The organism is Psychrobacter sp. DAB_AL43B (assembly GCF_900168255.1).
Classification (GTDB): Bacteria; Pseudomonadota; Gammaproteobacteria; order Pseudomonadales; family Moraxellaceae; genus Psychrobacter.
In genome coordinates this window covers 2,229,634-2,248,626 of the sequence record NZ_LT799838.1, presented here as the reverse complement: position 1 = coordinate 2,248,626, position 18,993 = coordinate 2,229,634, and the positions used below count along the sequence as shown (strand labels likewise).

Annotated in this window: 13 protein-coding genes and 1 pseudogene; 4 read left to right on the top strand and 10 right to left on the bottom strand. The window is 43.2% G+C overall.

The genetic code is table 11. The annotated features are described in order from the left end of the window. Positions 1–105: 105 nt before the first annotated feature. Positions 106–1,980 carry a SurA N-terminal domain-containing protein gene (locus DABAL43B_RS09630; RefSeq protein ID WP_079692169.1) on the top strand — a complete coding sequence of 625 codons (1,875 nt, stop codon included), beginning with the start codon at positions 106–108 and terminating at the stop codon, positions 1,978–1,980. Between the two features lie 216 nt (positions 1,981–2,196). Here DABAL43B_RS09630 and purH read toward each other — a convergent pair whose 3' ends face one another. The 6 genes from purH to mrcB all read right to left on the bottom strand — a co-directional run bounded on the left by purH (position 2,197) and on the right by mrcB (position 10,459). Further along, positions 2,197–3,777 (bottom strand): bifunctional phosphoribosylaminoimidazolecarboxamide formyltransferase/IMP cyclohydrolase, encoded by a 1,581-nt coding sequence (gene purH / locus DABAL43B_RS09625; RefSeq protein WP_079692168.1) that lies wholly within the window; start codon positions 3,775–3,777, stop codon positions 2,197–2,199. A 186-nt stretch (positions 3,778–3,963) separates the two neighbouring features. Beyond that, positions 3,964–4,323 (bottom strand): DNA-binding transcriptional regulator Fis, encoded by a 360-nt coding sequence (fis, locus tag DABAL43B_RS14520; protein ID WP_079692167.1) that lies wholly within the window; start codon positions 4,321–4,323, stop codon positions 3,964–3,966. A gap of 177 nt (positions 4,324–4,500) precedes the next feature. Continuing rightward, the gene (locus DABAL43B_RS09615; protein WP_079692166.1) at positions 4,501–5,778 is read right to left on the bottom strand and encodes a zinc-ribbon and DUF3426 domain-containing protein; all 1,278 of its coding nucleotides are present in this window, start codon (positions 5,776–5,778) and stop codon (positions 4,501–4,503) included. A gap of 200 nt (positions 5,779–5,978) precedes the next feature. Beyond that, positions 5,979–6,905, bottom strand: coding sequence for a 50S ribosomal protein L11 methyltransferase (gene prmA, locus DABAL43B_RS09610; RefSeq protein ID WP_079692165.1), 927 nt, complete (start codon positions 6,903–6,905; stop codon positions 5,979–5,981). A gap of 242 nt (positions 6,906–7,147) precedes the next feature. Beyond that, positions 7,148–7,939, bottom strand: a complete 792-nt coding sequence (locus tag DABAL43B_RS09605) for a tetratricopeptide repeat protein (protein WP_079692164.1) — start codon at positions 7,937–7,939, stop codon at positions 7,148–7,150. Positions 7,940–7,969: 30 nt separating this feature from the next. Continuing rightward, on the bottom strand, positions 7,970–10,459 hold the full coding sequence (gene mrcB, locus DABAL43B_RS09600; protein ID WP_079692163.1) for a penicillin-binding protein 1B: 2,490 nt from the start codon (positions 10,457–10,459) through the stop codon (positions 7,970–7,972). Between the two features lie 442 nt (positions 10,460–10,901). On the opposite strand from mrcB, the gene DABAL43B_RS09595 reads away from it, so the two are divergent. Next, complete coding sequence (locus tag DABAL43B_RS09595; protein WP_079692162.1) at positions 10,902–13,739, top strand: heavy metal translocating P-type ATPase; 2,838 nt, start codon at positions 10,902–10,904, stop codon at positions 13,737–13,739. Between the two features lie 110 nt (positions 13,740–13,849). Here DABAL43B_RS09595 and DABAL43B_RS09590 read toward each other — a convergent pair whose 3' ends face one another. Further along, positions 13,850–14,572, bottom strand: a complete 723-nt coding sequence (locus DABAL43B_RS09590) for a Bax inhibitor-1/YccA family membrane protein (protein ID WP_079692161.1) — start codon at positions 14,570–14,572, stop codon at positions 13,850–13,852. A 349-nt stretch (positions 14,573–14,921) separates the two neighbouring features. Between DABAL43B_RS09590 and DABAL43B_RS09585 the strand changes: the two genes are divergently transcribed. Both DABAL43B_RS09585 and DABAL43B_RS09580 read left to right on the top strand, forming a co-directional pair. After that, a complete protein-coding gene (locus tag DABAL43B_RS09585) occupies positions 14,922–15,875 on the top strand; it encodes an NAD(+) kinase (RefSeq protein WP_171996388.1) in 954 nt (317 codons plus the stop codon). Between the two features lie 55 nt (positions 15,876–15,930). Further along, positions 15,931–16,242 (top strand): YeaC family protein, encoded by a 312-nt coding sequence (locus DABAL43B_RS09580; RefSeq protein WP_079692159.1) that lies wholly within the window; start codon positions 15,931–15,933, stop codon positions 16,240–16,242. A 104-nt stretch (positions 16,243–16,346) separates the two neighbouring features. Here DABAL43B_RS09580 and DABAL43B_RS09575 read toward each other — a convergent pair whose 3' ends face one another. The 3 genes and pseudogenes from DABAL43B_RS09575 to DABAL43B_RS09565 all read right to left on the bottom strand — a co-directional run bounded on the left by DABAL43B_RS09575 (position 16,347) and on the right by DABAL43B_RS09565 (position 18,655). Further along, a complete protein-coding gene (locus DABAL43B_RS09575; RefSeq protein WP_079692158.1) occupies positions 16,347–16,721 on the bottom strand; it encodes a HopJ type III effector protein in 375 nt (124 codons plus the stop codon). 171 nt (positions 16,722–16,892) lie between these two features. Further along, positions 16,893–17,060 (bottom strand): annotated as a pseudogene (gene csrA / locus DABAL43B_RS09570) (carbon storage regulator CsrA); the annotation flags it as partial. Between the two features lie 308 nt (positions 17,061–17,368). Beyond that, on the bottom strand, positions 17,369–18,655 hold the full coding sequence (locus tag DABAL43B_RS09565; protein ID WP_079692157.1) for an aspartate kinase: 1,287 nt from the start codon (positions 18,653–18,655) through the stop codon (positions 17,369–17,371). Positions 18,656–18,993: the final 338 nt, after the last annotated feature.

The window sequence follows — 18,993 nt, the reverse complement described above, 5'->3', positions numbered from 1 at the left end:
TTATTTTTACCATTTTCTTACCATTGCCAGCTTGTAGAGCGTTGATATTATTAATAGTATTACAATGGTCTTTCATCAATATAGGTTAATAAAGCAGAGATAACTATGGATAAATTGCGCGATTTCTTAAAAAGCTGGCCAGGTCGCATTTTATTGATTTTATGCCTATCGCCGCTCGCTCTATTGGGTGTCGAAAGCTACTTTGGAGGTGGGGTTGATCCCAACCAAATCGCTCAGGTAGGTGATGCTAGTGTGGGACTATCAGAGTACCAGACTGCTGTAAATAACCGTCGTACCGAGCTTTTAGAGCAAGTTGATGATGCCAGCCTATTAAATGAAGATGTGCTACACGAACAAGTGTTAAAAGGTCTTATAGATCGCACCTTGTTAGAGCAGCAGGCTGGTAAACTTGGCATGACCGTTTCTGACGACACTATTAATCGTCTCTTGCGCCAAGAAGAAATCTTTAAAGATGAAAACGGTGAGTTTTCAAACGATCAGTTTGCAAGCTTTTTGCGTCAGCGTAATATGACCAAAGATCAGCTGTTTACAGAGTTTCGTAATCAGCTAAGCCTTGATCAGCTCAACGCCAGCATTGTTGGGACAGCGGCATACCCTATGCAAGCGGTCAGTCAACTGATTGACTTACAGCTAGAGTCGCGCAATATTTGGCTACATCGTTTTAACTGGCAAGATTATGTCGGTCAAGTTAAATTAAGCAAAAATGACATACAAGCCTATTACGATGCCAATAAAGACACGCTAAAAAGTGCGGCAGTGGTAGATTTGGCTTATCTACAGCTTAGCCCTCAAACTATCCAAGTTAATGAGGTCACGACAGAAGATTTGCAGCAGCAATATGCCGCTTATAAACAGAGTCTTGCTGTCGTCGATGAGCGTAAAATTAGCCAGATTTTATTGACAGGTAATGATGCCAAGGCTCGAGCAGATAAAGTTAAAGCCCGTCTTGCTAAAGGAGAGTCTTTTACCAAGCTTGCTAAAACAGAATCAGATGACCCATCAGGAGAGACTGGCGGTGATATAGGGCTCTTTAACCCATCAGTATTTGGCAATGATGCGGCAGCGGTTGAAAAAGCGCTAGAAGGCTTAAGCGTAGGTGATGTCAGCGCACCTGTTAAGACCAGCTTTGGCTATCAGATATTTACGGTAACTGAAGATAGTGGTAGCAAAATACCAAGTTTAGAAAGTATGCGTGAAGAGTTGACGGCGAAAGCAAAAGAATACAAACGTCAGGAGATTTATGCTGATAAAGTGACTGCTATTAATGATTTAGCGGCAGATGGTTTCAGTATTGAAGATATCGCTCAGCAAGAAAATGTGCCATTAAAACGTCTCAAAGATTACCGTAAAGAAAACAATAAATCAGTCCTATCGCAACCAGCAGTGATAAAGCAAGCGTTTGACGAGTTTACCATTCAAGACCAAGCCGTCACAGCAGGTATTGAGGTTGGTAATGGTACGGTATGGATACAACCAAGTAATTATCGTCCTACTAAAACATTGTCTTTATCAGCGGCTACGCCAAGAATCACCCAAATATTACGTCAGCAAAAAGCCACCGCACTTGCGCTAAAAGACGCTAAAAAATTAGCAGCTGGTATTAAAACCACTGCCGATATCACTAAACAGCCTGTTAACTTTCAAGCGTTAGGCAGTGTCAACCGTCAAACCACGCAATTAACAGAAAAAGAGCGTGGCTTAGCGTTTAGTCAGCAAGCAGCAGATAATGGTGTCGTGGCAATTGCTAGCGAGACGGAAATGGGTGCAACATTATTGGTTGGTGACCGTATAAAAACAGAGCAACAGTCACCGCTATCTGATGTACAAAGAGCGCAAACAGCAGCCATTATTCGTGATAATTTAGGTCAGGATCAGCTACAAGACTATTTAGATTATCTACGTTTGGTGTATAAAGTTGAGATCAATGAAGCCAATATGGCGAATGCTCAAGGACGCTAAAATACATATGAGGCGCTTGATTACTCATTTGTTCTAATAGTTCAATCAACTCTTAAGCATAAAAAAGCCACTGTCGCTATTTAAATAGCGATACAGTGGCTTTTTTAATGAAGGCGATTTTTAATTTTAAAGGCTGTTAGTTTTAAAGACTTTTAGTTTTAAAGGCTTTTAATCTAACATAAGCGTCTTTGATTAATATCGTACCTTGAGAGCAGTTTAATGGCGGAAATGACGCATACCGGTGAATACCATCGCAATGCCATGTTCATTTGCCGCGGCAATGGTTTCGTCATCACGCATAGAGCCACCCGGCTGGATGATAGCAGCAATCCCTACTTCGGCTGCATTATCAATACCATCACGGAAAGGGAAGAAGGCATCAGATGCCATAACCGCACCTTCTGTCGCCAGTCCAGCGTGCTCGGCTTTAATCGCTGCGATACGTGCTGAGTTGACGCGACTCATTTGACCTGCGCCTACACCAATGGTGCGCTGACCTTTTGCATATACGATAGCGTTAGATTTTACATACTTAGCGACGTTCCAGCTAAATAGTAGATCGGCAATCTGTGTTTCAGTCGGCTGCACGTCAGTGACAATCTTTAAATCATTAGCAGTAATTAAGCCCAAATCTTGCTCTTGGACCAGTAGACCACCATTCACACGTTTATAGTCGAGCTGGCTTTCACGCTGCTCAGGTGACGGTAAATCGCCGCATACTAGGACACGTACGTTTTTCTTCGTCGCAGTCGCTTCAAGTACGCCATCTTCAATACTAGGCGCGATGATGACTTCGACAAATTGATTGTCAATAATGGCTTTCGCTGCTGCCACGGTTAGTGGACGATTGAAGGCAATAATGCCGCCAAAAGAAGATTCAGGGTCGGTACTAAAAGCAGTGCGATAAGCGGCTACTTGGTCGTTGTCTACCGCGACGCCGCAAGGATTGGCATGCTTAACAATGACGCAAACAGGTGCGCTAAATGCTTTTGCGCACTCAAGCGCCGCATCGGTATCAGCGATATTGTTATAAGACAATGCTTTGCCTTGTAGTTGCTGAGCGGTTGCAATCGAGGCTTGCTTGCTTTTTGAAGACTGATTTTCGACATAAAAAGCCGCATTTTGATGTGGGTTTTCACCGTAGCGCAGGTCTTGCACTTTTTCAAGCTGGACGTTGAAAGTACGTGAAAAATTCTCAGGCTGCTGGCTTTCATTGACACGGCTGCCTAAGAAGTTTGCAATCATACCGTCGTATTGGGCAGTATGCTCAAAAGCTTTAACGGCTAAATCATAGCGTAAGGCAGTGGTGAGTTCAGTGCCATTACCTAAGGCATCAAGTACGCGCGTATAATCTGCTGGATCAGTCACAATACCAACATGCGCATGGTTTTTTGCTGCCGAACGTACCATAGTAGGACCGCCAATATCGATATTTTCGATGGCATCATTCATGGTCACATCAGCACGAGCAATGGTTTCTGCAAACGGATAGAGGTTTACGACGACTAAATCAATGCGTTCAATCGCGTGCTCACTCATCACGGCATCATCTTTGCCACGGCGTCCTAGAATGCCACCATGAATCTTAGGATGTAGCGTTTTGACTCGACCATCCATCATCTCAGGAAAACCCGTGTAATCTGATACTTCGGTGACGGCGACATTATGCTCTGTGAGCAAACGATAAGTACCGCCAGTCGACAATAAACCAAAACCTGCTTTAATCAGACCTTGAGCGAACTCAACGATATTAGATTTATCGGAGACCGACAGTAGTGCAAGTGGGGTTTTACTCATAAGAAAAGTTCCATAAAAAAAGCCTGACGTAAACGTCTGGCAAGGTAATAATGACAATCAGTGCAGAGCATATCGCGATTGATAAGATCATAAACTATAAACTGCCATACATAATGAATATCAGTTAGGGTAGATGAGCGTGTCATGCAGATGGTTGGCAGTACCAATTAAAAGTAAGAGTTGGTACTACATTAAACCATAAGTTTTGAGCTTCTTGCGTAGTGTACCGCGATTGAGACCCAAAATTTGCGCACACTTGGTTTGATTGCCTCGGCTCTTTTCAAGCACAACAGATAACAGCGGCTGTTCTATTTCTTTTAAAATAAGCTCATATAAATCGGTTGGTATCTCATCACCTAACATCGCAAAGTATTGTCGCACAACGCGCTCAACATGCACTCGTAAAGGTTCATGTGTGTGACTTGTGCTCTCTAAAGAAGGCTTTACATCGTGATTTGAGCGATGGTAGTCCTCTTTATAATAATCAGTAGGATTCTCAGCGCTTTTGTGAGAATGACTGGCATTATACTGTACATGGGGTGCCATAAGATAATGTCCTTGAGATTAAAGAGTAAAACCATGAGGCGTTCGAGTGCTATTATATCAAAGTCATAGCGCATAATATCAACAGATTGGGCGCCATCATAGCGATCGTAGCAACGATGCTGTTGATTGTTATTGATTTAAAGCAATTACCATAAATATTATCGGCATTCAGCCGTTTTAATAAATAGGGCTGATGTCGACTTTATTAATTTGAGCATTGGCTGCAGGTATTGTAAAGAGTAGTTGCCTACGACTTTCAGCCCCTAATTGACTTTGCGTACTCAATAAATACTCATTTGGCGCTGCAATAAATTCGCCAATAAGTGCATTTGTACTATAAACACTAACTTTAATATGAGGGTATAGCTGCGCTTGTGGGCTTTGGTTATTCAAAGTGACGCTGACATCGCTAAATGTATTTGCGGCCTTAATCTGGCTGGGTTGGTGCTTAACATCGCTCACCGTTAATGCCGTTAAATCAGCACTAGGTAGGCTACAAGCCGCGATCGAGCATATTGCCTGTAGGCGTTCAGCATAAGCAGGATTTTTAACCAAGTTATCTAAGTTGAAAATAATATACTGAGCAAAAAGTAGCAGAGTTAATACTAGACAGCCGAATAGCCATAATAATGAGGCAATAGAACGTCGCGCTGGCGTTGGCGAAAACTTATCTTGTGTTTGCATTTTTTTAGCATGGGCGGCGTTGCTACTGTCTTCTTCTTTGAAAGAAACGCCCATACTCAAAAGTAACTGTGATAAGTCAGTTTCATTTTTTAGCGCGTCTTCGTTTTTATTTTGCTCTTTGAGCAGTTTTTCAAGCCACGATTCATCGGCATTATCGTTGATATTAGCATGAATGTCATTAGACGCTGCGGAGCTCAGAGCGACTTGCGCTGATGATGGGGCGTCTTTTAACGAGGCAGTCGCTGAGGGTGTTGTGTTTAATATAGGAGCGGATAAATATGGATTTTTATCTAATTTCGCAGAAGGGTTTTTTTGCAATGTGTCGTTTGTGGTAGTGGCATGGTTGGAATCGGTATTTTGAGTTAGCCAAGCATTCATACTATCTAGTGAGTCGTATTCTAACTCTTCATCGTCATCTGCCTCAATATCCATATCATCATGAATCATATCATCATGAATTAAGGCATCTACTGCTGATTTTTTTGAACGATAGGATGGTAAACCAGAATTGTCAGTGTCAATAAGCAGTGTCGATGCGTTTGAAGAAGGGCTTTCTGTATCTGAACGAATTCTGCTGCTAGCGGTATTTATACTGGCTATATCTTTATTACTAAGGTCCGTATCGGCAGTCACGATAAGATTGTTATTCACCAAAAAGCTTTGCTGACAGTTTTCACAGCAGACCGTAGCGGTTTTTTGGTTCAACTGGGTTTTCTTTATATTGAAACTGGCATGGCAATGAGGGCACTGAGTTTTTATTGGCGTGGTCATAGGGTCAAATCCAAAAAGGTATAAGTATTAATACCGAGTAGCCACTCATCAACCGCTGCCGATTATTCTAATGTCATTATTTAAATATTCTAATGTCATTATTTAAATATTCTATACATCATCCATAGGCAACCATAGAGCAGCGTCAAATACACAATATTTAACTGCTTCTATATCGTAACAGATGTAATTTAATGTTGCTAGCCTGTAAATGTACCAGATAAACGCTGCCAATGCTGATCTTCTTGCGCGGTAAAAGCATGCTTAGGGTCGAGCGCAAAATAAGGCTGATACGCTTCAGTCACTTGTTCGGTTTGTGACTCAATCAAGCCTGCGAGCACGATACGGCTTTTTGCTGCCATTAAGGTGACAAAATAAGGGGCTAAACCGATAAGCGGCTTGGCTAAAATATTGGCAACCAAGAACTCTACTGGTTGTATGTCATTTTGTTGCCAATAGGTGGTAAAGTCCTCTGGCAAAAAGGCTTGCAAACGGTCATCGACATGATTGCGTGCTGCGTTTTGATTGGTAGCAAGCACCGCTTGTGGGTCAATATCGACAGCATAGACGTGGCGAGCCCCTAACAATAGTGCTGCGATGCCCAGAATACCTGAGCCACAGCCATAATCTATAACCACTTTATCTTTGAGATTCTCTTCAGTCAGCCAGTCCAGACATAATCGAGTAGTGGCATGGTAGCCGGTACCGAAAGCCAGACCTGGATCCATAATAATATTGGTGGCTTCAGGATTTGGCGGCGTCAGCCAATTAGGAACAATCCATAAATCATTGGCACATTCAATGGGTTTATAATTGGACATCCATTCACGCTCCCAATCCTTATCATCCACAGCACTCAGCCAAGTTCGGCTAGCATGTACTTGGGCGGCGATTTCGTGGCTCAATTGCTCAATAGCCTGACGATTGCCAGCATCCGTTGTGGCGTCGAATAACCCTGTTAAAATGACCTCATCCCATAGTGGGGACTCACCAGGGAGCGGCTCGAATAAGGGTTGATCCCCTGCGTCATCGAGTGCAATTGATAAAGCGCCTGCTTCTAATAACAGCGCCTCGGCGAGATCGACATTATCTTTTTCACACTGTAAATGCAGTTGTTGCCATGCCATAACGGTAACCTTAGTTCAAAATAAAAGAGGGATTGGTATTTTTAATAAATAATAAATAATAAATAATAAATAATAAATAATAAATGAGCAAAATCTTGATTGCTGATAAAAGTTATAGAGATTATATTAGCGCTCAAAATTAGTGCTGAAAGTTAGCACTAAAAAACCAGTAATCGCTATTAACCATTAAAGGTTTATGAATAGAGGCTAAGAAGCAGGCGCTCATAATACGTTTGACCCAGTTAGCGTAGCGCTTGCTTGGCTTCTTTTATCACCCGTGCATTGCCTTGTTGTTGCCCAGATTGTAGGATAATCTGCCATAGAGCACGGCGGCGACTGCTATCTTGAGAAACGCTAAGACCACGACGTGCCATCGCTTCAGCCTTACGCGGTTGGTTCTTTTTCAGCGCTACTTGGGCCAAATAAAAATAAACTGCTGATGATTTGGGAGCAAGGCGCTGTGCACGGGTAAAGCTGCTCTCAGCGCCATTTAGATTACCTGCCTTTAATTGTCCTGTACCCACTTGCATAAGGTTGCGAAATGCGGGTAAATTACTATTATTAGTAGCAGTTTGTTGACTGCGCTGCTGCGAGTTTTGTCGTGCCCGCTCTAATAAGTCATTATGCGACGGTATGGAAGGCTGAGATATCATCTCATCTTCACGAGAAGGCGTCAGAATAACAATATCAGGCTGAGTCACCACTGGGCTTTGACTGGGCGGCGTGAATACGGGTGTTGCTGCCGTTATTGGCTTTGTCGATGTAGTCTGCTCAGATGGAGTATCAGGCTCAATCGGGTAATCATTTTCCGTTTCAATTTCTGTTTCAACGATAGGCGCTTGAATCACAGACGTCGTCGTCGTGACCGCTGGTGTTTTGTTTATAGATGTTGGCGCAGTTTGACAGGCGCTCAAGCTCAACATGCCGAAAAGGGCACTGGTTGCAAGCACAGTATTAATTAGCTTAGTCTGTTTTTTAAACGGTATGTGAACAGCCTGCTTAGCTAGTATCGTTTGCTGTGTAAATAACGCCATATTAAAAGCCTTTTTTAAGTTTTCAAAACTTTAGAACCATTCAACCGCACGGTCATACCAAGTATCGGCACTATTTGTGCTATCACCCTCTTGGTCGGCATTGTTAGCTTCATCACCCGCATCAACGGCTTCGCCATTTGGAATATCTAAGCCTTCGCGGCGGCGCTGTTGATTGATAGAGCCTTGCTCATTTTGCCATTGTGTCTGCTCACGAGCTTGATCTTGTTGATATAAGCCGATAGCGCAACTGCTGGCTTCTTGTGGTAAATAGGCAGACATAACGGGCAAGTAGCGTGCACTGGCACAGCGCTCATTCGATAGCTTGCCTGAGTTGTTCTCTAACCACAGCCATTCAATACCTTCTGGTTCAGGTAGCGCAACAGGCGTCAGTTTTAAACGATTCATATAATCGACCCAAACTGGCAAAGCGCCGCTACCGCCACTTAGACCAATTGGCTTGTTATCATCACGTCCAACCCAAACCACGCTGACATAGTTGCCGCTATAACCCGCGAACCAAGCATCGCGATAATCGTTCGTAGTACCTGTTTTACCGGCAAGGTTTAAATTGCTGCCAAGCGATTGGATGCGTCTAGCCGTACCGTTCTTGACGACATCTTGCAAGGCATAGTTAATCAAAAAATTGGTCTCAGGCGGAATACTGCGCTGAGTATTTAATCCAGTACGCTGTAAGATACGCCCGCGATCATCAATGACGCTGCGAATACTGTGAATAGGCGTACGAAAGCCGCCGGTTGCAAAGACTTGATATACGCCAAGCATGTCCATCGGACTAAGATTGACTGATCCTAATAAAGCGGAAGGATAGGGTGGAATTTTCTTTTTAACACCCATGCGCTTTAATTGTTTGGCAAAAGTATCGATCCCAAACTCCATACCTAAGCGTACCGCACTATGGTTGTAAGATTGTGATAGCGCTGTGGTAAATGGGACATAACCATGGTCACGATTGTCATAGTTTTTCGGATTCCATTCAGTGCCATCACTTAGATTGACGGTAATTGGTGAGTCGTCAACCGAACTTGCCAAATTATAGCGTCCACCTTCAAGCGCCGTCATATAAATAATGGGCTTTAATAACGAACCCACTTGTCGTTTGGCGTCTACTGCACGGTTAAACCCAGTAAATTCGCTCCCACTACCAACCACGGCAACCAGCTCGCCGGTCTCAGGGTTGGCACTGACTAAAGCACCTTGTAAATCTTTGGTTTTGCTACTGTTGCGACGCAGCTGGCCAAGTTCTTTATCGACAGCTTTGTCCGCCGCCAACTGGGCAATAGGGTCTAAGGTACTGATAATAATCAGACCTTCATTTTTAAGATCGTCAGAATAATAGACGTCATTTAGTTCCCGTTTAACGATATCTAAAAAATCAGGGAACTGGCTTTTTCCTTCAACGGGCTTATCAACCACACCAAGTGGCTGCTTTAATGCTTTATCGTAGTCTTCTTGACTGAGCGAGCCTACTGCTAACATATTGCTAAGTACCACGTCACGGCGCGCTTTTGAATCGTTTGGATGACGACGTGGGTTATAAACGCTAGGTCCTTTTGCCATACCGACAAGCAAGGCCTGTTGGTCTAAGCGCAGCTCATTGAGCGGTTTATCAAAGTAAAATTGTGACGCCAAGCCGAAACCATTAATAGAGCGCTTGCCGTTTTGACCCAAATAAATCTCATTTAGATAGGTTTGTAAAATTTCATCTTTACTATAGTGTAGCTCAAGTAGCACGGCCATCAATGCTTCATTGGCCTTACGTTTAAGCGTGCGATCTGAGTTAAGATAGAAGTTTTTGATCAACTGCTGGGTGATGGTCGAACCACCCTGCCTAGAACCACCAGAGGAGTTATTCAGTACGGCGCGGGCAATACCACGTATCGATACGCCTTTATGCTCATAAAAACCACGATCTTCTGTCGCTATCAGGGCATCAATGAGCGGCTGCGGCACCTGATCTAAAGAAACGACCATCCGATCTTCATTGCTATCTGGATAAATACCACCAATATTGACTGGCTCAAGACGAATGATACCGGTTTTAGCAGGCAAAGTACTTTGTACAGAGTCAACCTTATTGCCAGCAATCGTCAGTTTGATGACTTGCTCTTTGTCCACATCATTTGCGCTATAAGTAAAACCACGCGTATGGATAAAATAGGTGTTGCCTGCCTTATGATAAGTACCCGTGCGATCATAAGCTTTGGTGCTTTGATAATTGAGTAATTCCAGCCAAGTCTTCATGGTATCTTTATCGACATTGGCGCCCTCATATAATTCAAGGGGCTGCGAATAAACCTTTGCCGGAATATCCCAACGTTTACCCTCAAACTTACTGGTAATGGTGCGATCAAGTTTGAGCAGATAAAGGGCCAATAGCACCATGCCCGCGATAACGACAATTAATAAAATACTACTAAACACCATGCCGCGCTGCTGTGAAGGTAGCGTATTTATAGCAGGCTTAGATGACTGTGGTCGCTTAGAATTAGATTTTTGCACGGATGACACACCATTTTGGGATAAAAAACTGCCTCATAATGACGCAAATTGACAAATTTTTCAATCTATCATCATCAACTCAGGCATTCATTGGGATTATACTATGAAGGGTTATACTGCTCAGAGCGCTTGCTTATAGTATAATCTTTAATAGAATACTCGTATTTATACGAAAGTATGAAAAGCTTTTAATTGGCTTAATGAGTGCCATATAAGGTAGTCATTTACGATAACAAGTTAAAATGTCTATAACGATGTATTTTGTATGAATTAGCAGTAGTTGCTATTGTTGTTTTTTACTGCGTGCTAGCCATATCAATAATTATATTAATAGCCATTTAAAATAGCAGTGTTAATCGCTATCGAGCAGATTAGAGGATAGGAAGTTTACCCAAAGCGAATTGGCTGTAAGCAAACCTATCTAAAGGAAATAAGTGCGATTATGTCCAGTGTCCAATCACCAGCTTCATCAATCACCAACTCTCATCATCAAGACAACTCTATTATTGAAGGTCTGGTACTGCCGTTTGCCGGTCACTGCTTTCATTGCGGAGATCCGGTGCCGCAGCCGCCGTTTCATACCGATATATTAGGTAAGTCACGTGAGATGTGCTGTATGGGCTGTCAGTTAGCGTCTCAAAGTATTGTAGAAGCGGGACTTGAGCAATACTATCTTGACCGCTCGGAAATTAACCGTACGGCAAGCTTGCCAACGCAACTGACTCGCCTTGAAGCTTATGATCATGAGGAAATAAAATCACAGTTCGTTTATGCGCAAGACGGCATGTCGGTTGCAGAGCTGTCCGTCAATAACCTACGCTGTGCAGCCTGTACGTGGCTGATTGAATCGCGGCTTGATGAGCTGGATGGTATCAGTAAATGTCAGGTCAATTTGACCAATCAGCGCATGCGGGTGATTTGGGATGAGGATAAGCTACCTATTAGCCGTATTCTCGCTGTCATTAATGAAATTGGCTATGAAGCCAAGCCTTATCGGCAAGATACCCACGAAGCCATGCTAGCACGTCACAATAACCAAATGCTAATAAGGCTTGGTATCGCGGCATTGGGTTCGATGCAGGCGATGATGTATGCGGTGGCAATTTATTTCGGTGAATATAGCGATATGCTGATATTTCAGCGAGATTTTCTGCGCTGGGTGTCTTTATTCGTCAGTACGCCGGTATTCTTTTATGCTGGTGTGCCGTTTTTCACTTCAGCATGGTCAGCGATTCGTGCCCGTCAAGTCAATATGGACGTGCCCGTTAGTATTGCCTTGATTGTCACATTTTTTGCCAGCCTCTACGCTACTGTCACTGGGCAAGGGGAGACGTACTATGACTCAGTCAGTATGTTTATTTTCTTCTTACTGGCAGGGCGTTATATTGAGCACAATGCACGGCTAAAAGCGGCAACCATGGCAAATGATTTGGTGGTCGTTGAGCCGGTTTTGGTACAGAAAATTGCTGAAGATAAGGACGCTGCTGAAAGTATTTTGCAGCTATTAGAACAAAACAGCGTTCAGAAAAATGCTCTTAAACAAGAAAGCGAAGAGTCTGCTAATAAGATTGATGATGTCGCTGTTAATGGGTCTGTTAACGGGGCTAGTAATGAGCTGAATAGTCAAACTACAGCGAGCGCTACGCCTAACTTTATGCAAAGTATGGATGCTAATATATTTACATTAACATCACGTATTGCTCAAGAATGGCAGCAGACCCGCCAGCAACGATTGACTGTCTCAAATGCAGAAGGTGAGGCAGAAGAAAAGCAAATGGTAACCGCCCATAGTTTACAAGTGGGTGACATCATCATGATAGAGGCTGGCTCCGAAATTATCAGTGATGGTATTTTACTTAGCTCAACTGCGACGGTGTCACAAAGCTTGCTGACGGGCGAAGGCGATTTAATCAGTAAGTCTCAAGGCGATTATATCGTTGGCGGTGCGCAAAATGATAGCCAACCATTTGAGATGCTAGTCACAGCGCTGCCAGAAGACAGCCAAATAGGTCTGATTGATCGGCTGATGAACCGAGCAATGAGTGAAAAGCCAAAACTGGCACAGCAAGCAGATAAGCTGGCACGTTGGTTTGTCGCACGGATTTTAGTATTATCGGTTTTGGTATTTATCGGCTGGTATATCGTTGACCCGAGCCAAGCGATTTGGGCGACGGTTGCCGTGTTGGTTGCTACTTGCCCTTGTGCACTCTCCTTAGCGACACCGATTGCCCTGACTGTAGCGACCAACCGACTGGCAAGCTATGGTTTTTTGACAACCCGTGGGCATACCCTGCAAACGCTTGCTGAAATTACCCATGTGGCTTTTGATAAGACGGGAACATTAACCTATGGCAAACCTAATTTATTAAATATTGAGCTGCTGACAGCCACTGAGGCTACAACGAATACAAACGATGAAAAGGACACGCTACTGGCAATTGCTGCGGCTCTAGAAGTCGGTAGCCGTCATCCGATTGCACATGCCCTATTAACCGCTGCCTATCAGCTGCATCTACCCGCCACCCAAGCTTTACAGTATTATCCGGCGGGTGGAGTAGAAGCAATGATTAATGGTGTGCTATATCGAATTGGTCATGTGAATTTTGCTTTAAATAGAGCAAATGATGATGCCAATGCGCATAACGATTTGACCATTGATTTAGTTGCACAGCGTGCCAGCTCAGCCGTAGTTTTATCTTGTCAGCAAAACAACTCGTGTGAATGGCAAGCGCTGGCGTGTTTTTACTTTAATGATAAGGTACGTGATAGTGCTAAATCGATGCTCGATACGCTGAAAGAGCTAGGTATTGAGTCTATCATGTTGACCGGCGACCCAAGCCCGCAAGCGCTGGTGATGGCTGAAAGTTTAGGCATGCAGTCAGCCTATAACGGACTGTCGCCAACGGATAAGGTCAACCACATTCAGCAGTTGCAAGCTAAAGGGGCAGTGGTGCTGATGGTTGGTGATGGTATTAACGATGCGCCAGTATTGGCAGCAGCAGATGTCTCGACCTCAATTGCCGGTGCTGCTGATTTGGCGCAAGTATCAAGTGACAGCATTATTCTAAATGGACAGATTGAAGCTATTATAGCGGCAAAACGTATCGCTGATAAAACCAAACGTATTATTAAACAAAACTTGCGCTGGGCACTTATTTATAACGGTAGCGTATTGATACCAGCGGCTTTGGGTTATGTACCGCCTTGGCTTGCTGCCATTGGTATGTCATTAAGCTCGTTGTTTGTGGTCTTAAATGCGCTGCGTTTAAAACGTGCTTAGTTTAAATCAGCTTAAAGCAATTTAAATAAGCCTTTAATATTTACCCATAAAAAAACCGCCTTTTATAAAGACGGTTTTTTTATTTCAATGATTGTTAAACAGTGTTTAGATTAATCTTGTAGATAGCTTAGTAGACGCATAAATTCGATATACATCCACACTAGTGTTGCAAGAAGACCAATACTGAACAACCATTCGTAGTCTTCTGACACACCCATTGCCACGCCGCGCTCAATGTTATCAAAGTCTAATAACAGCGTAAAAGAGGCGATCACAATCACAAACAAGCTAAAGCCAATAGCGATAGCGCCACCTTCAAATAAGAAGGGTAGGCTTGAACCAAAGGCTAACGAAAGTACCCACTGAGCCACGTAAACAAGCATGATAGCAATCAATGCTGAGGTCACGATTGAGCGGAATTTTTCAGTAACCTTTACTAAGCCTGAGCGATATAGTCCCAACATGACTGCTGCTGTTACAAACGTTGCACACATAGCAGTGACTGGCACGCTTGGATACATTCTCATGAAAAACAGCGAGATACCGCCCAAGAATATACCTTCTAAAAGTGCATAAGGGACGGCGAAGGTTTTGGCTTTTTGAGGTTTAAAGGTAATAAAAATCGCTAAACCAAAGGCAGCAAACATACTACCAAAAGCCGCCATCGTGATAAAACCTTGTGATAAACCTGCCATCAGCGCATAAAAGAAAAAACCAATACCTGTGATAGCCGATAGCCCAAGCAGGAGACTGGTCTTTTGAATCACGCCCTTAACCGTCATCGGCGTACCGCCAACGGCAAGCTCTGCGCGACTGACAATAGGATTTGCCATAAATGTGTCCTTAATAAAATATAAATAATAGTGATGTCAGCTACTTTAGCAAAACCGCCATTATTGTCAACGGTGATTGCGTGACAGCATACAAGGCTTTACGCAACTATTGAGTCGCTTATTGCTCCTATATACAGCGATATTAAGTAGCTAAATAAACACGCCTAAAAAGACGTATGATAGTTTTTATATGGGGTTAATTACGACAGTTAACAACGATAATTCACAAACATGCTAGTCTAACTGCTTATTTATCGCTATCATTGCCCTGTATTTTACCGTTATGCCGAGTCGTTTTATGGAAAACTCAGCGCAGTCAGAAAGATTGCCGCACTTACATGAATCAGAGATGTTCCACGCTATCAAAAACCCTGCCTTTCGACGCATCGGCTTGATGGGTCGCGCGGGAAAACGCAGTGTCACCCAAAGTATTGCGCAGATTGCTCAGATAATCAACGAGATGAACCTTACGTTGATTATGGATGTGCAAACTTCCAACTTACCCACATTAAATCTCACTGAGATTGAAAGGGTCAAAATCGTCAAGCGTAGCTTGATTGGCGAGATTTGTGACCTCGTTATTGTGGTCGGTGGTGATGGTTCCATACTCCATGCTGCTGAGGCGTTGGCGCGTTACCGCGTACCTGTATTAGGGGTTAACCGTGGTCGTCTTGGTTTTTTAGCCGATGTTAAACCTGATGAGGCTGCCTTTAAACTACGCCAAGTATTGATGGGGGATTATCAGTTAGATCATCGATTTCTGCTAACGATGGAGATTCGCGAAGGTCGCAAGATTATTCATGAAGATATGGCACTCAATGATGTGGTGTTGCACGCTGGTAAATCCGTTCATATGATTGATTTTCAGCTGACAATCGATGGGCATGATGTATATCGGCAGCACAGTGATGGCTTAATTGTGGCGACACCGACGGGTTCAACTGCCTATGCACTCTCTGGCGGTGGTCCAATTATTCATCCGAGCATGGATGCGATATGTTTGGTGCCCATGCACCCGCATACGCTGTCTAGTCGACCCATTGTAGTGAGTGGTACCAGCGAGATTTGTATTCGTATCCACGAGGACAATCGCACGCAGCCAATGGTCAGCGCCGATGGCAAACCTAGCATACCGCTCGATCAAGAGCAGCGTCTGTATATTCGCAAGCATCCTGATAAACTAACCTTGTTACATCCGCCAGGGTTTGATTTCTATGAAGCCTGCCGGACGAAGTTGCACTGGAACGTCCATGCCGAAGAGTTCAGTCTTGATACTGATGATGATATTATGGATGATGAATAAGCGTATCTATTAGATAAAGCATGCCATATAGAAACAGTAGTGGAGAGTAGATAAGATGGATAAACAAACGATATTAGCAAGCTTGACGCCTGAAATAGCCGATAATTTTCGTATGGCGATTGAGTTGGGCAAATGGCCAGATGGTCGTAAGCTAACAGCCGAGCAGCGCGAAACCTGTATGCAAGCGGTCATGGTGTGGGAGCATGAACATCTGCCGCCTGCTGAGCGTACCGGTTATATTCATAAACCGATAAGAGACGATGGCTCTATCGTCGGTGCTGAATGTGATGTCGAACACGAGCATCATTATCCTAATATGCCAAACCCCAAAGGTGCGGTGCAGCCGATTAAATTTCGCGATAAATAAAATGGTCTTATAAAAGCTAGTCTTATCAATAATTCAGCTGCCAAAACCAAAAAGCCACGCTATGATGATAGCGTGGCTTTTTTAGTTGTTTTACAAATAAACGATTAAAGTGCAGTAGTATCGACACTTGGTCGCACCGTCAATGGATTTTTTTCCATCAAAAACCCTTGCCAGCCCCAATGTAAAAAATTGCGGATATTGGCATGATCGGTACCTTTAGGGGTCGCTTGAACCTTGGCGTAGTGCTCACCGAACAGCTTTAACGTGTCTAATTGATTTAAGCCATGGTGCTTAGCAAGGCCAAAAATTTTAGCGCTACCTTCGTTTTCACCGGCAGCGTTATGTACCATACCATTGACAAAAGGCGTTGGCGCATAACGATAAAAATCATCAATAAAGCTGATAACATCATTGAATCCAATGGCTTTTTTATTCAAACCATTAAGTAGAGCCGATACATCTGATTGGCGAATACTCATAAATAAATGACCTCAGAGCAGATTAAAAAGCAAAAATTATAGTGCTTGGTTTATGCTCAATGATTATTGATAGTTAGGCATGAAGCCAACCGCTTAGCGATTAAAATAGTCTTCATCATCGAATGAAGGCGCAAAACTGCCTTGTTCGAGATGTTGCATTTGCGACTGTACAGTACGCTCATGCTGAATACGCTGGTAGATCTCTTCGCGGTGTACGGCAATATCTTTTGGCGCATCAACGCCAATACGTACTTGATTGCCTTTGACACCTAGGACAGTCACACTGACCTCATCGCCAATCATTAGCGTTTCGCCCACGCGGCGTGTCAAAATTAACATGCGTCACACTCCTTATGTCGCATCAACAGATTATTACTCATCAGATTGCGTCTCAATTACAGGACATTACCGCAGCACGAAATATAATGCATAACAGGGTGCTAATAGCGGTAATGATAGGTAGATTCATTTAGCCCAAATGAAAACCTCATTATAGGGGGCATAACTGATACTGTCACGAGTTTTCACAAAACTATCAGGTATATAATAATCTGAGCAATAATAAAAAAATTAAATAGGGTCTTATAAGACCCTATTTAATTAACATACTATGAAAAATAATAAATTAAAAAATGTTAAGTTAAAAATTATAGCCCAGCAATTTTGCTGTCACCGTCTTCACGGTCAAGGCCAAAGGCGGTATGTAGGGATCTCACGGCTTTTTCTAGATACTGCTCTTGGATAAGAACAGACACCTTGATTTCACTGGTTGATATCATTTGAATATTGATATTGTTTTCTGCTAAAGTCTGAAACATGAGGCTAGCAACACCAGCATGAGAGCGCATACCGACGCCGACTAATGAGACTTTAACAACTTCATCATTGGCCAAGATTTCTTTGGCACCGATCTCATCTTTGACTTCGTTTTCTAGTACTTTCATGGTTTTTTCCATGTCAGTACGGTTGACGGTAAAAGTAAAATCGGTCATGCCGTTGGTTGATAGGTTTTGCACTATCATGTCAATTTCGATATTCGCGCGGCCAATAGGGCTGAGGATAGCAGAGGCGATACCAGGATGATCAGGTACACCGCGTACGACGATTTTTGCTTCGTCTCGATTAAAAGCGATACCTGAGATGATTGCCTGTTCCATATTGTCTCCTTCGTCTATCGTAATTAGGGTGCCGACATTGTCTTGAAAGTCTTGGTCGAAGCTACCATCGTTGTTTTCATCAAAGCTAGATAATACGCGCAGCGGTACGCCGTATTTGCCAGCGAATTCTACTGAGCGAATCTGTAAAATTTTAGAGCCAAGACTTGCCATCTCAAGCATTTCTTCAAAGGTAATCTTTTCAAGTTTTTTGGCTTTTGAGGTGACGCGAGGGTCAGTGGTATAGACGCCATCGACATCGGTATAGATTTGGCATTCATCAGCGCCTAGCGCAGCAGCAATAGCGACACCTGTGGTATCTGAGCCGCCGCGACCTAACGTCGTCGCATTACCATCCTCATCGATACCTTGAAAACCTGCCACAATAACAACGTTACCTGCATCTAGCTGTTCACGGATGTTTTTATCATCAATGCTTTCGATACGGGCTTTATTATGAGCATTATCGGTTTTAATAGCGACTTGACGACCGGTAAATGATCGTGCGCCAACGCCAAGCTCTTGAATTGCCATAGCAAGTAAAGAGATAGAAACTTGCTCGCCAGTTGAGACCATTTGGTCATACTCGCGTGGATTGGGCTGACTGCTGATTTGGCGTGCTAAATCAATCAAACGGTTGGTTTCGCCGCTCATGGCAGAGACGACAACGACCACTTGATGACCATTATCATGCCAGCGCTTGACTCGTTTGGCGACGTTTTTGATGCGGTCGATACTGCCCATCGAGGTGCCGCCGTATTTTTGTACTATTAACGCCATAAAAATCTACCTATTATTCATCAATGGTTATCTGTTAATTAAAGACATCAATCCGTCATGCCACTATTTATAAATTCAGTTTATAAATTCAGTGCTAGATTAATTTTAATAACGATAAAGCCAGATTATAAGAACTGCGCCCATTATTTTTACTGTCTTTTTATGCTGATAGACCTTATATGCCCAGATTCCACTAAGCCTTACATTTTTATTAAATATGCTCGTTTTATCGGGCGTGGTACTTTATATCATATTAACGTCATAACTTTAAGTGTTGGCAGACGTTATATACATGGCGATTGGTTATAGCTGGTATAACCAATTACACATTCTACAGG